Origin of the sequence: Winogradskyella sp. 4-2091 (assembly GCF_045765065.1) — a bacterium.
Classification (GTDB): domain Bacteria; phylum Bacteroidota; class Bacteroidia; order Flavobacteriales; family Flavobacteriaceae; genus Winogradskyella.
On sequence record NZ_JBJKOD010000002.1, the window covers coordinates 87,565 to 102,177 of the forward strand.

Sequence of the window (14,613 nt, forward strand, 5' to 3'; positions counted from 1 at the left end):
TCTTTAAAAATTGCAAATTTAGCCCTTAAGTACATTTAAAATACTTTGATTAGCCATAGACTTAATTTCCTCTAAAGGTTGATTAAAACTAACATTTAACAGCTCAACTGGAAAAATATCACTTGAATATTTAGATTTTTCTTTAGTCTCTTCAGATGATATTAATATAATACCATCAATAGAGCCATCACTTAAACTTTTGATATAATTTAATTCTTTAGAGCTAGAATCAAAAGATTGATAAAAGAAGATTCTATAGCCTAATTTTTCCGCAGATTTCTGTAAATGACACAATGCGTAATTGTAGCGAGGTTCCGTAACTTTTGGTAGAATAACTGCAATAGAACCTGTTTTTTGCATTCTAAGAGAAACAGCATAACTATTAGGAACATAGTTATGCTGTTTTGCTATATTTTTAATGGCGTCTCTTGTAGCTTTACTAATTTCAAGTTTATTATTCAGTGCTTTTGATACCGTAGATATTGAATATCCAGATATAGAAGAAAGCTCTTTTATAGTTACGCCAGACGACTTCAATTGTTATGATCTTAAATCTTTAATAATACTTAATGCATTTCTTGTATCAGATTCAATCTTTGCTAAATCATAATTACCATCTGCACCTTTCGCTATTAATTTTGAACCCATACCTACACAAGTTACTCCAGCTTTAAACCAACCTTCTAAATTTTCTCTTGTTGGAGAAACACCTCCTGTAGGCATTATGCTTGTCCATGGTTGAGGGCCTTTTATAGCTTTTACGAAATCTGCTCCGTATATTCCACCTGGAAACAATTTAACAACTTCACAGCCTAATTCCTCCGCTCTACAGATCTCAGTTAAAGAACCACAGCCTGGAGACCATGCTACTTTTCTTCTATTACAAACTATTGCAATATCTTCTCTTAATACAGGTGTTACAATAAAATTCGCACCTAAAGCCATAAAGCGTGACGCTGAAGCTGCATCTGTAACTGAACCGACACCCATTATCATACCTGGTAATTCTTTAAGAACCCACTTGTTTAGTTCTCCAAAAACTTCATGAGCGAAATCTCCTCTTGCTGTAAACTCTAATAAACGCGCACCACCATCGTAAGTTGCCTTTATTACTTTTTTACCTATTTCTAAATCTGCATTATAAAACAAAGGCACCATACCTGTCTGTTTCATAACATTCGCAACTTCTATTCTTGTATAATTTGCCATAATTTTATGTTTATTTTTTTTAGTTCCAGTTTAATATTTTTTTGAAATCATATGCCTCTGGATTAGCTATATATGCTTTCGCTTTTTCATAATCTTTTTCTTTTAAAAAGAATAAATTATCTATGAATAGTTGTGCCATATCAGAATCCATATCTACTAATCTAGGTGGAATCTTACCATTTTCATCTTCAAAATCCTTTAAAAATAATGGTTTTATATCTCCACTAGAGTTGGCACTAACGATACAACCTGTAACTCCTTGGTCAAATAGTTTTTTAACACCAATACCTAATAACGTACATAAAGTGAGATCAAATGCTATAGGATTACAACATCTTAATTCATAACCAAGCTCAACTGGTCTCGATTTTATTTCTAAACCAATTTCTTTCAATTTAATTTGAAGTAAATAATTAAAAATATGTGATTTACTCACGTTTCCTAATTCGGGATGTCCATGATCATCATACGTAAAATTAATACCCGAATTAATAATTTCCTCCTCATCCATAAAATGAAAAACACCTTCACTTATCAATGCAACGCCATATTCAACACCCATTATTTTACATTTTACAATTGAAGAAATAATCATATTGATCAGCTTATCAAAAGTAATGTTGGTTTTATTGAACATTTCAGGAATTATCATCATCTGGAAATGACATGCCGAAGCAATACCAAAGGCTAAATGACCAGCTGAACGACCCATTGCCGAAACAACAAACCAGTTTTCACTCGTTCTTGCATCTTCGTAAACCGTATTACCAATTCTAACACCTTCATCTTTTGCCGTATGAAATCCGAATGTAGGATTTCTGTCTGGCAAAGGTAAATCGTTATCAATGGTTTTAGGAACATGAATGTGGGCCACATCTAAACTTTGTGTGCCAAGAAATTTGGTTAACCTATTGGCAGTAGATGCTGTATCATCACCACCAATAGTTACCAATAGTTTTACGTTATTTTTCTTAAAAAAATCAGCTCTAAAATCACTATCCTTAGGCTTAAATCTACTCATAATCAAAGTAGATCCTCCACGACTAAAAATACGATCTGCATGATGAAAATCGAAAATTTTCACTTCTGGCTCCTCTGACAATAAGCCTTGATATCCATGATGAACACCTATAACCTCATAACCATCTTTTAAAAAGGTTTTGGCTAAAGTACTTATTACTGTATTTATTCCAGGAGCAGGACCTCCACCACAAATTATTGCTATTGATTTTTTCATAATTTTAAAAGAACGAAATTGAAAATTATCGAGCTACACGTCCTGACGCATCGCCACCCATTAATTTTTCTACTTCTTCAACAGTTACTAAGTTAGCATCACCCTTAATTGTGTGCTTTAAACAAGACGCTGCCACTGCAAAATCTAATGCATTTTGATCGTTTTCAGGATATTTCAATAATCCGTAAATTAATCCACCCATAAATGAATCTCCACCACCTACACGATCAACAATATCTGTAATTTGGTACTGACGTGTTTCAAACATAGTTTTTCCATCATATAAAACACCAGCCCAAGTATTATGAGATGCAGAAATAGAACCTCTTAATGTGGTAATAACCTTTTTAGCTCTTGGAAATTTCTCCATCATTTGCTTACAAACTGATAAAAATGCTTCTGCTTTTACATCGTGACCATGCTTATGAACATCTAAACCTTCTGGATGAATATTAAAATGCTTTTCGGCATCTTCTTCATTCCCTAAAACAACATCACAATAAGATGTTAATTCAGTCATTATTTTTTCTCTATGTGCATCATCACAGAACGTCCAAAGTTTAGCTCTATAATTTAAATCGGTAGAAATAGTTACTCCCATTTCACTAGCGATTTTTACAGCTTCTAAACATGCATCTGCTGCACCTTGAGAAATTGCAGGTGTTATACCTGTCCAATGAAACCAAGCTACATCTTTAAATACTGCTTTCCAATCTACCATTCCTGGTGTGATTTCTGAAATGGCAGAATGTGCTCTATCATAAACGACTTTAGAACCTCTACTTACAGCACCAGTTTCTAAGAAATAAATTCCTAAACGGTCACCACCATAAATAATTTTATCTACTCCAACTCCTCTTTTACGCATTTCCATCATAGCACATGCTCCAATATCATTTTTTGGTAAACGTGTTACAAAATCGACTGGTACACCATAGTTTGCTAATGATACTGCTACGTTAGATTCTCCTCCACCGTAAATAGCATCAAAACTATTTGCTTGTGAAAATCTTAAAAATTGTTGAGGTGCTAATCTTAGCATAATTTCTCCAAAAGTGACTACTTTTTTCATTCTGAATATTTGTTTATTTAGTTATAAATTTATGTTTGGTTAATCGTTTAAGCAATTGATTTAAAAAATAAAATCAAAACGTTCTAATTTTGATTTTTTTGGTTAAAACAGTATATTTGCTTAATCGATTAAGCAAATATATAAAAACTTGGGGAATAAAAAAAGAATAACAATAAAAGACATTGCAAACGAATTAAATATCTCACCAGCTGCGGTATCTAAAGCTATGCACAATGATTCCCGAATAAGCGAAAAAACGAAGCAAGCTGTAAAACGCGTTGCTAAAGAATTGGATTATCAGCCTAATCATTTAGCAAGTGCACTAAGAAAAGGAAAGAGTAATTTAGTTGGAGTTATTGTACCCAAAACAAATAGTAACTTTTTTTCTTCGGTCATTGAAAGTATGGAAACCGTTCTCAATAAAGCGGGTTACAGTATTATAATTACACAATCTAATGAATCTTTTGAAAAGGAATGTAAGAGTATAGATACCCTTTTATTCACACAAGTAGATGGCATAATTGCTTCCATGGCTAATGAAACTGTTGATCTATCTCATTACGAAAAAATAAAATCGAAAGGAATCCCTTTAGTCCTTTTCGATAGAGGAGAGAATGATCTCAATGTAGACTATGTAGGAATTAATGATTACGATAGTAGTCAAATTATAGTAAAACATCTCGTTGAAAAAGGATGTAAACGAATTGCACATATTGGAGGATTTAGAAGAACACGAATATTTAATAACAGAATTAAAGGATATGTTGATGCACTTATAAAGCACAACCTTCCCATTGATGATAGCCTTATCATTGAAAGCTCTCTGACCCTTGAAGATGGACGACGCGAAATGGAACATCTTCTTAAATTAGAAAATAGACCTGATGCCGTATATGTAGCTAGTGATTATGCTGCTCTTGGCGCATTACAAGTATTAAACGAAAATAATATAAATGTACCTGACTCTGTAAGGTTAATTGGTTTTGGAAACGAACCGTTTACCTCATTAGTTAGTCCTTCAATTACAAGTGTTGCACAACATAGTACCGAAATTGGGAGAATTGCAGCTGAAACTTTTTTGAAACATGTATCCAATGATGTGCTTAAACAGAGTCTAAATAAAATTATTCTTGATGCAGAACTCATTGTTAGGGATTCTTCAAATTAAATTTTTGAATTTACCCATATTCGTATTGTTGAATATTATCAAATCCTAGAATTTACATCAATTTTTAATCATGAAAAAAGCGCTATTATATTTCTATAATAGCGCTTAATATTTTAAAATCTATTTTATTAGATTCCTAATGCTTGTCCTCCACCAATTTGGATAGTTTCAGCAGTTATAAATGCTGCATCCTTACTAGCTAAGAATGAAATTACACCAGCAACATCTTCAGGTTGACCAAGTCTACCTAACATAATGTTATTTGCCCATGAAGCAAAAACTTCTGGCTTTGTTGCTTTAATTTGAGCATGGAATGGTGTATCAATAGTACCTGGAGATACCGCGTTTACTCTAATTCCGTATTCGGCTAAATCTTTTGCTAATGCTCTCGTTATCGCATGAACACCAGCTTTAGAAGTACCATAGATACCTGCACCTGGTCCACCTGCTGTCCATCCAGCATTTGATGTATAGTTAATTATTGATGGGTGCTCTCCATTTTTTAAATATGGGATAGCTGCTCTTGAAGCAAAAAATACAGAATCAAGATTAAGAGCCATAACAAATCTGTAAAAATCAGTTGTCATTTCCTCAAAACGAGATCTTCCACCTAATCCACCAGCATTGTTTACTAGTACATCGATTCTACCATATTTATCACCAATCGCCTTAATGTTAGAAGTTACAGCTTCATCACTAGTTACGTCAAAACCATAGTACTCTGCAGTAATACCTTCATCAGTAAGTTGCTTTACTCTATCTGCACCTGCTTCATCTTCGATACCATTTAATACAACAGTATATCCATCTTGACCTAATCTTTTTGCCACTTCAAATCCTATTCCTCCTGTTGCTCCTGTCACAACAGCTACTTTTCCTTTATTGCTCATGTTTAATAAATCTTAAATTATTCTTGTTTAATTTTATGTTCTAATTGTAATTATGCTTTTGGTTTTAATGGTTCTATTTTAGGGCATAAAAACCAAACGGCTACTAATGCTATAATAGCTAATGCTCCACCAATTAAAAATGCAGGCGTATAGTTACCACCTGTAGTTATGAATGTTACCAAGATAGTTAATCCTGCGGCACCAAGCTTAGCAGCCATACCTGCAAATCCAGATAATGTACCTACTATTTTACCACTAAAAAGATCACTAGGTAGAGTTTGAATATTACCAATAGCAATTTGAAATCCAAAAAGTAATACAGCCATAATTATTACTGCATTAATAGCACTTCCTGGTGCTTTCAATAGAAAAAAGCAAGGGATCATTATTGCACAACCTAAGGTAATTGTCATCTTTCGAGTTTTATCGATTGACCATCCCGCTGATATTCTATTTTTTGCTAATAAGCCTCCGAAAATTGCGCCTATCATTGCACCCACGTAAGGAACCCAAGCAGAGAATGCTATTTCCTTAACATCCATTCCAAAAACTTCAGATAGGTAAATTGGAATCCAAACTATAAACAGCCACCATATAGGATCAATTGCTGCCGAAGCTATAATAACGCCCCAACTTTCTTTATGCTTAAGTAACTCGCCTGTATTTGGTGTATATCCTTCATCGTAGTTACCATCTTTATCAAGATCTTGATTTTTTTGTCCTGAAAGAATATAATCTTTTTCATCAGCTGTTAACCAAGGATGCGTTTTTGGATCACCTTTAACTACATATAACCAAGGTAATAACCATAAAAACCCTAATACGGCTACAACGATAAAAATTGCTTTCCAATCAAAATATACTGATAATAATCCTATTACAGGATATGCTACAATACCTCCAATAGCTGCACCTGAATTAAATATTCCTTGAGCAAGTGCTCTTTCTTTAGTAGGAAACCATTCTGCATTGGCCTTTGCCGCACCTGGCCAATTACCAGCTTCTGCAATACCTAAAATTGATCTAAAAATTGAAAACGTTAATAAACCCTGAGCGAATGCATGTAACATAGTTGCAATAGACCACACACCTATTGAAAGTGCAAATCCTATTCTAGTACCTATCCAATCGAATATTTTTCCAAATAATGCTTGACCTCCAGCATAAGACAAAATAAATACGGTAGAAATAGTACCATAAATAGCTTTATGTCCATCCTTATCCATTTCTGGAAATAAATCATTAGCGATGTCTGGCCATAAAGCACCAAACGCTTGTCTATCAATATAATTTATAACAGCAGCTAATGCAACAAGCCCAACTACCCACCAACGTAAGCCTTTTAATTTCATACTCCCTTTTTTAATTTAAGATGATTATTTAATATTATAACAATATTTATACAGCTCGTTAAAATGCTCTTTCATTTTTTGTTTCGCTAATTTTGGATTTTGAGCCTTAATAGCATTATAAATAGCCTTATGTTCATCAATCCCTACATTAGCTCGATTCTTATCACATACGTGATACTTTTCAAAATTAGTGATTATCTCAGGAGTTATAGTTAACATAAATGTGTTCATTGAGCTATTACCACTAGCTTTTGCAATGGCCAAATGAAACAATAAATCTTCTTGCACTGCATCCTTACCGTCCAAAACTTTTGCAGCATATGCTTCTAATGCATTCTTTATTTCCTTTAAATCTTCATTCGTTCTTCTCAGCGCAGCTAATCTAACAGTTTTAAGCTCTAATAAAATTCTTGTTTCTACTAAAGATTTAAAATCTGGTGTTTCTAGTCTCAAAATATCGTCGATCATTCCATTCATAGCTATGACACCAATGTTTGCAACAAAAGTTCCACTTTGAGGAATAGAATCTAGCAACCCATAAAATTCTAATTTTTGAATTGCTTCTCTAACATTACTTCTAGTAACTCCAAACTTCTCTGATAATGTTCGCTCTGAAGGCAGTTTATCACCAGGTTCAAGATTTTTTAAATTTATTAAATCTCTTATTTTAGAAATAATAGCGTTCTGCGAATCTAAACTTTCCATTTTTGCCAGCATTTCCAATTTCATATCTAAATTTTTAATTTTTAATTACACGATTAATATTGTGCAATATATCTTATAAATATAAGATTATTTAATAGTGCTTAAAGAATTCCACCTGCACAACTAATCAACGGCAGAATTCAATAAGCGACTAACTCAAATAAACTTTAATGACTTACTTCTAATTCGTAAAATCTAACTTTAGCATAAGCGCCTTCATCTCTAGACTGAAAATAGTTTCCTGCTTTAAAGTAATTCTCGAATATTCCCCACTTTTTTATGTGGATGCCCTCGTAAGCTTTATATTCTGTATCATTTAAAATTATCAACATTTTACCATCAGTAACTTGAACTTCTAATGTAAATTTTCTGAAACCAACTTCTTGTTCAAAATTGTATCCTTCATCATTATCCCAAGCATCTTCATGTAAAATTTCAGTATCTGAAGCTGCAAGGTTTTTTAACACTTTAGATTTAATTCTAATTTTACCCTTATCCCAATAAATTTTTAATATTGGTGGTGCATTATTATCGTCCTCACCTATTAAATCTCTCTGTTCATTAGTTAATCTTCCATGGATTTGCATAATAATAACACGATGGTATTTACCTTCATCATCCTTTGTCACTTCCTCCATTTGAATCTTCCCCTTCATATTTGCACCATCTGCAAATGTCCAGTTCACATTATTTTCACCAGGTACCATTTGCTCTCTTAGCTCAGACCTCGTATACTTAGTATTCCTAGTTTTAGATTCCGTTGGCATCGCATGAAATACAATAGCGCCTTTTGTTGAGTCTATGTACATATATGGTTTTGCTATTTCATTATCTGCAAAATCTAAAATCTCTGGCGGATCTATTTCATAAGGTTTTCCTTTTTCATTAGTAACTGGTAATGTAACTTTCCAGTGACTTAAATCAATTTTTGGAAGTTTAACCTTCTTCTTTTTTTTCTTTTTCTTTTTTTTCTTCTTATCAACTTTTTTATCAGATATTTCAGTTTCATTTTCAGAAATATTCTGAGCATCAATACCATTAGTATAGAAGCAAGCGATAAAAATGAAGACTGAAATTTTAATGAAATTCATAATTAATGATTTATTACTCTGAAATTTAATCTAAAGCTGTTATAACAATTGAATCTGTACGAATCTCTTCATCTCCACTATTATATCCAAAGTCTCCACCAGCTCCACCAGTTGCAGGACCACCTAATCCTCTCATAAATAATGCTACACTTGTATTAGCTCCAGAATTAAATGAATATTGATACGATAAGTAACTTGTATCACTAGGATTGTCTTCTACTCTTATCAGAAGATTATTTGCTTCGTCTTCTACTTGCGCAATAGATGTATATCCCCAAAATCCTGAATCACTGTTTCCTTGTGGAAAATCTACCGTATCTGTATAGTAAACAGGTGTATATCCATCTGTATAACCAGTACCTGCTAAAATTCTTAATTCTAACTCACTTGGATATAATCCGCCACTTTCTAAACTCTTAAAAGATGAAACCACTGTTATCAGATAATTAGCATTTGGTACTACTTCGAACTCTTGGTATATAGCATCTGGTTCGTTATTATCAAATTTCAGAACATCTGACCCATTACCTGAACTTGATTCTCCTTGATCTCCTATACTCTTATTTATCCAAGCAGCACATGCACAATCCGAACCTGAAGATTTAGGTAATTTTACAAAATCTGCATTTACCAATGTAGGATCTAAAACTGGTGGTGCTTCTGGCTCCTCTACTACAACCTCCGCGGTGTAAGTATTCACAGCGCCTAATGCATCTGATGCCGTCAACGTTACAGTATATGTGCCTTCGTCTGGATATGTGTTTAAACCATCTACAGATGTTGAACTGTTACCATCACCAAAATCCCATGCATATGTTGTAGCACTTGTAGATTCATTAGCAAAAGTATATGTTAAATAATCTGCTGTAACAGATGCTGTAAATGCAGCTGCAGGAGGTGTTAAATCTTCCTGTGAATTAGCATCTGGCAAATCAAATGCTAAAGAATCAATTGTAGGGTCACAAGCAATTGTAGTAATGCAAGCCACTATGAGTAACGCACCAACTAACTTATTTTTTACCTGTTTTTTTATTCTATTAATATTTTTCATTTTAAAATGTATTAAATTAATATGTTTAGTAACCAGGATTCTGACTCATTAAACCATTACTTAGATTTACTTCATTTTGAGGCATTGGTAATAATAAATCTGATGTTGTATAACCAAATCCATTAAGTTCTGAATAAGCCGAAAGCGTCGTTTCTGCTTCTCCGAATCGTACCAAATCAAACAACCTATGATTTTCAAAAGCTAATTCTACCCTTCTTTCTAATAATAACTCTTCTTTAGTTAAATTAGTCACCACATCTGTAAGACCTGCTCTATTTCGTACTAATTGAAAAGCATTTAATGCTGCCGCATTATTAGTTTCTTGTCCTCCAGCCATAATTGCTTCTGCGTACAACAGCAATATATCAGCATAACGTAAAACAATCCAGTCATTACCTGCCAATTCTGGGTTTCCAGTAAACTCACCTGTGTCTCCTCCATCATCACCATCAGGGAAATATTTAGCACATTGATATCTCACTGAAGTTAAGTGAATAGGATCTTGTCTATAAGTAAATTGTGTTCTGTCACCACCATATAGATCTAAATCTCCTACTAAATCATAAGTTGCATAATTTAGACCACTTGATCTTCCTACAGCATTCATCCATTGTGCAGAAAAGTTTTGACTATCATCAATTGTTTGATACCCAATTGCAAAGATAATTTCATCATTTAATTCTGAATAAAAAACATCATAAAAGTTTACTAAATCAAACTCTTGGCTATTAATAATACTTTCACATAGTATCTGAGCCTTAAGATACTCAGGATTTTCTATTGATAAATAAGCCTTAGCTAATAAACCTTGAGCCGCCGCTTTTGACGCTCTGGTTTTATACGTGTTATCTAAACCATCTTTAGCTGTTTCTAAATCACTTATAATAAGATCGTAAACTAGATTCTTATCTACTCTTATAAATTGAGTATCTGTCTCAGATGCTGTAAGTACATGATCTACTAAAGGAATATCTCCAAACAACCTTACTAAGTTAAAATAAGCGTAAGCTCTAATAAACTTGGCCTCTGCTTCAATTGCAGATGTATCTTCGCTAACGTTTCCTAAATTTTCTAAAACAACATTCGCTCTAAAAATAACTTGATAAAAACTATCGTAATAATTAGCAACTATACCATTGGTTGCAAGTACACTGAAAGATTCAAATTGACCAGAATCAGAAAAATCATCTGCATCTGCAATTTTAGTAGAACTGTTACCACTTCTCATCTCTGTGATATAAAATTCGTATTGTACACCATGATTTTCATCTCTATCGTAACTACCATCTCCCTGTATAGCATCATAAGCTCCAATTAATGCTGATTCAAGCTCTGCTAAAGTTGTATAATAATTATTAGAAGTTGACGCTGAATTTGGTTTTGGATCTAAGAAATCACTACAAGATGATGCCAATACTCCTATAAAAAGGACAGCTATATATTTTACAAATTTCATAATAAAATCGTATTAAATAGTTTATTTATTAATTAAAAGTCTACGTCTAAACCTATTGATATGGTTCTATAAATTGGAGATCCACCTCTTTGGTATCCGTATTGTGTAGGACTTGTTTTATCTAAAGCTTCTGGATTCCAACCTGTATAACCATCCGCTGTTTTATACATTAAATTTTGACCTGATGCATAAACTCTAAATTTAGATATACCAAACTTAGTAACTACATCGCTAGGTAAATTGTAACCAATATTCACATTTCTTAATGCAATATACGATGCATCCTGTATCATACTGTTAGTGAAGTATTTATCTACTAAGAAGTCTGTTTCATATCCTGCTGTTGCAGCTTCTGCATTTAATGTTCTGTTGTTATTATGACTAAACAAATAATGATCTCCAATATTTCTTACTTCTGCACCATGTGATCCTTGAAACATAAATGAAAAATCAAAGTTACCTATAGAAAAATCGTTAGTTAAACTCCAAATTAATTCTGGGTAAGGATTACCTAATATCGTTTTATCTTCATCATCTAAAACACCATCACCATTTAAATCCTTCACTCTAACTAAACCAAACTCGTTACCAACATGTCTGTAAGGTCTATCTCTATATTCAATTGGCACTTCAGAATCTACTACGTATCCATAAAAAGAAGATATTGGTTGCCCTTCTTGATTAATCCATTCTGCTGGTCGTGATGGATCTAAACTCGTAACTTGACCATCTGAATCAGCAAAATCAATTAATGTATTTTCATTCGTAGTAGCTATAATCGACGTTTTCCATGTGAATTTTTCAGAATTAATATTTCTAGTTCTTAACTCAAACTCGAATCCTTCATTCTTTACTTCACCCAAATTAACTAAAGCACTATTAAATCCTGTTGTTGCAGATACTGGATTGTTTAATAATAACTGGTCACTAGTTCTTTGGTACCAATCAATTGATCCTGTAATTTTATTATTTAAGAATCCAAAATCTATCCCTGGATTAATTTCAATTAATCGTTCCCATTTTAGCTCAGGGTTTGCTAGATTTAATGGCGAGTAACCTGTAGTAATTGTTCCGTCGACCACATAAGATGTTAAATCTAATAATGCCAAGTGCGGATAATAATCTTGTAACACATTATCAGAGCTTAAAACCGAACTACTACCTTGAGCATCTGGATTTACACTTCCTGTATTTAGTCTATCATTACCTGTTACACCAAAACTGGCTCTAAATTTAAGTGTTGAAACAAAGTCGCTATCCTCTAAGAAACTCTCTTTAGCAATATTCCAACCTACAGATGCCGCCGGAAAATTACCATATTTAAAATCTGATCCGAAAATTGAACTTCCGTCACGACGCATACTTAAAGATAATAAGTATTTGTCATCATATGCATAAGTTAATCGTGAAATTAAAGACACACCTCTTTTCTTCCATTCTAGCCCATATGTTTCGCCAGATACAATTTCTGTTGCTCCAGAAATTTGTTGTACAGCATCGTTTTCAAAACCAATACCCTTTATAGTAGAAAAGAAATAATCTCTTGTTTCAATTGAATTACCTAATGTCACCCCTAACTCATGTTTACCAAAAGTTTTACTATAATTTAAAAAGTTATCAAAAATATAGTATTGTTCTTTCTGGCTAGTTTCTACCATGTATGCAGAAGCTACGGTTCTACGAGCTAAAGTACCTAAATAATCCGTTCTTTTAGTATCTTGAATTGATCCTGATAAAGTTGTCGTAAAATTTAGTCCTGAAGCTATTTTATATTTACCATATACGCTTCCAAACATCTTAAACTTTTTATCTACTCTGCTTCTCTCTGTAGTTCTACCGTAAGGATTCTGATTTGTACTATTACCAATATTGTTAAGCTCGTCATTAACTAAACCGTCACCATCTAAATCAAAAATTGTGAAATGATCTTGTCTGGCATAATCACCAACTTGTAAACCTGGAAAAGATTCAGGATTTACCATTTGTAATGTCGCTTCAGTATGATAAATAGGCAGCCATGGCTGATGTCTAGCTACATTATGTACAGACTCAGAAAACCTATCTCTATCGGTATATGATGGACTTAAATTTACACCAACAGAAAATTTATCATTTACCTTATTATCAACTTTTAGTCTAATACCATATTTTGTATAATTATCTCCTAACAACACACCTTCATCATCAGAATAATTTAAACTAGCTGTATATTTTGTGCTTTTATTACCACCTCTTAAAGAAAGTGCATGACTTGTAATTGCTCCACCGTCGAAAAAGACATCTTGCCAAGAACGATCTGTACCTGTTTGCAATTGTGCTTGTGTATAAATAGAAACTACACCATTTTCTTCCATTTGCTGCTCTGCCCATTCAGTAGTAGTATAACCATAAGCATCACTTTTTCTGGCGTCTTTAAAACCAGTATATGTATTATAACTAATTTTAGTCTTCCCTTCTATACCAGATTTCATTGTTATCATTATAATACCATTAGATCCTTTTGAACCATAAATAGAAGAAGAGGCGGCATCTTTTAAAATCTCAAAAGATTCTACATCATTCATATTTAAAGATCCTAAAAAATCTGAATCAACAATAACACCATCGACAACAATTAATGGTGTAGAATCACCAGCCATTGAACCAACACCACGAATTGTGATTGTTGGTGCAGCACCAGCCTCACCATCTGTAGCTTGTATATTAACACCTGAAACCTGACCAACTAAGGCATCATCTACCCTAGAAACGGCTATTTGACCTAAATCATCATTTACTACTTTAGAAATAGCACCTGTTGTATGACTTTTCTTTTGTGTTCCGTAACCAATAACAACTACCTCACTCAGAGAGTTATCTGATTCAACCAGCAAAACATCAATAGTCTTTTGACTATCAATTATAAATGTTTGAGTTACATAACCTACATAAGAAAATTGAACAACATCACCCTTAGCTACTTCTAATTGGTATTTACCATCGAAATCCGTAGAGGTTCCTCTGGTTGTTTTAACAATGATGATGTTAGCTCCTGGAATAGGCATATTATCTCCTGCAGAAGTTACGGTTCCGCTTATTGAATACTTTTCTTGTGCGATAAGCGATACACAAAAAAACAAAGCAAAAATCGTTGTTAACCTTATTTTTAAATTCATGTTTAAATATTAGATTAGTTAGTTATTTAGCATTTACCTCACTTTAAACCTATTACTAACTGGTTTACCAGATTGGTTTACCAAATGTATGTTATTTTTTTGTTAAATCAAAATTATTTCTGAGTAATTAAATAGCAGAAGAATTCCCTCAAAAAATAACAGTATATGTACTTTAAAGTCAAGAGATTATACTTAACTAAAGTTATAGCATATACAACAAAAAAATC

At 33.0% G+C, this 14,613-nt stretch carries 12 protein-coding genes; 1 reads left to right on the forward strand and 11 read right to left on the reverse strand.

Annotated elements, in window-relative coordinates; genetic code table 11:
• Positions 1-18: 18 nt before the first annotated feature.
• From ACJBCC_RS02785 to ACJBCC_RS02800, 4 genes are read right to left on the reverse strand one after another with little or no spacing between them, the layout of a single operon-like run.
• A complete protein-coding gene (locus tag ACJBCC_RS02785; RefSeq protein ID WP_299098497.1) occupies positions 19-537 on the reverse strand; it encodes a LacI family DNA-binding transcriptional regulator in 519 nt (172 codons plus the stop codon).
• A 3-nt stretch (positions 538-540) separates the two neighbouring features.
• Positions 541-1,209, reverse strand: coding sequence for a bifunctional 4-hydroxy-2-oxoglutarate aldolase/2-dehydro-3-deoxy-phosphogluconate aldolase (locus ACJBCC_RS02790; protein ID WP_299098496.1), 669 nt, complete (start codon positions 1,207-1,209; stop codon positions 541-543).
• A 19-nt stretch (positions 1,210-1,228) separates the two neighbouring features.
• Entirely contained in the window at positions 1,229-2,446 is a 1,218-nt protein-coding gene (locus ACJBCC_RS02795; protein ID WP_407556331.1) for a 6-phosphofructokinase, read from the reverse strand.
• 25 nt (positions 2,447-2,471) lie between these two features.
• Positions 2,472-3,518 carry a sugar kinase gene (locus ACJBCC_RS02800; protein WP_299098494.1) on the reverse strand — a complete coding sequence of 349 codons (1,047 nt, stop codon included), beginning with the start codon at positions 3,516-3,518 and terminating at the stop codon, positions 2,472-2,474.
• A gap of 148 nt (positions 3,519-3,666) precedes the next feature.
• Between ACJBCC_RS02800 and ACJBCC_RS02805 the strand changes: the two genes are divergently transcribed.
• Positions 3,667-4,686, forward strand: coding sequence for a LacI family DNA-binding transcriptional regulator (locus ACJBCC_RS02805; protein WP_367179554.1), 1,020 nt, complete (start codon positions 3,667-3,669; stop codon positions 4,684-4,686).
• A gap of 128 nt (positions 4,687-4,814) precedes the next feature.
• Here the strand turns inward: ACJBCC_RS02805 and ACJBCC_RS02810 are convergent, their stop codons facing one another.
• The 7 genes from ACJBCC_RS02810 to ACJBCC_RS02840 all read right to left on the reverse strand — a co-directional run bounded on the left by ACJBCC_RS02810 (position 4,815) and on the right by ACJBCC_RS02840 (position 14,386).
• Positions 4,815-5,576: an SDR family NAD(P)-dependent oxidoreductase gene (locus ACJBCC_RS02810; RefSeq protein WP_299098493.1), complete on the reverse strand. Its 762-nt coding sequence runs from the start codon at positions 5,574-5,576 to the stop codon at positions 4,815-4,817.
• A 50-nt stretch (positions 5,577-5,626) separates the two neighbouring features.
• Complete coding sequence (locus ACJBCC_RS02815; protein WP_299098492.1) at positions 5,627-6,928, reverse strand: MFS transporter; 1,302 nt, start codon at positions 6,926-6,928, stop codon at positions 5,627-5,629.
• A 24-nt stretch (positions 6,929-6,952) separates the two neighbouring features.
• A complete protein-coding gene (locus tag ACJBCC_RS02820; protein ID WP_299098491.1) occupies positions 6,953-7,657 on the reverse strand; it encodes a FadR/GntR family transcriptional regulator in 705 nt (234 codons plus the stop codon).
• Between the two features lie 143 nt (positions 7,658-7,800).
• Positions 7,801-8,724, reverse strand: coding sequence for a polysaccharide lyase family 7 protein (locus tag ACJBCC_RS02825; RefSeq protein WP_299098490.1), 924 nt, complete (start codon positions 8,722-8,724; stop codon positions 7,801-7,803).
• 25 nt (positions 8,725-8,749) lie between these two features.
• Positions 8,750-9,775, reverse strand: a complete 1,026-nt coding sequence (locus ACJBCC_RS02830; protein ID WP_299098489.1) for a PKD domain-containing protein — start codon at positions 9,773-9,775, stop codon at positions 8,750-8,752.
• 25 nt (positions 9,776-9,800) lie between these two features.
• Entirely contained in the window at positions 9,801-11,231 is a 1,431-nt protein-coding gene (locus ACJBCC_RS02835) for a RagB/SusD family nutrient uptake outer membrane protein (protein WP_299098488.1), read from the reverse strand.
• Positions 11,232-11,263: 32 nt separating this feature from the next.
• Positions 11,264-14,386 (reverse strand): SusC/RagA family TonB-linked outer membrane protein, encoded by a 3,123-nt coding sequence (locus tag ACJBCC_RS02840; RefSeq protein WP_407556332.1) that lies wholly within the window; start codon positions 14,384-14,386, stop codon positions 11,264-11,266.
• Positions 14,387-14,613: the final 227 nt, after the last annotated feature.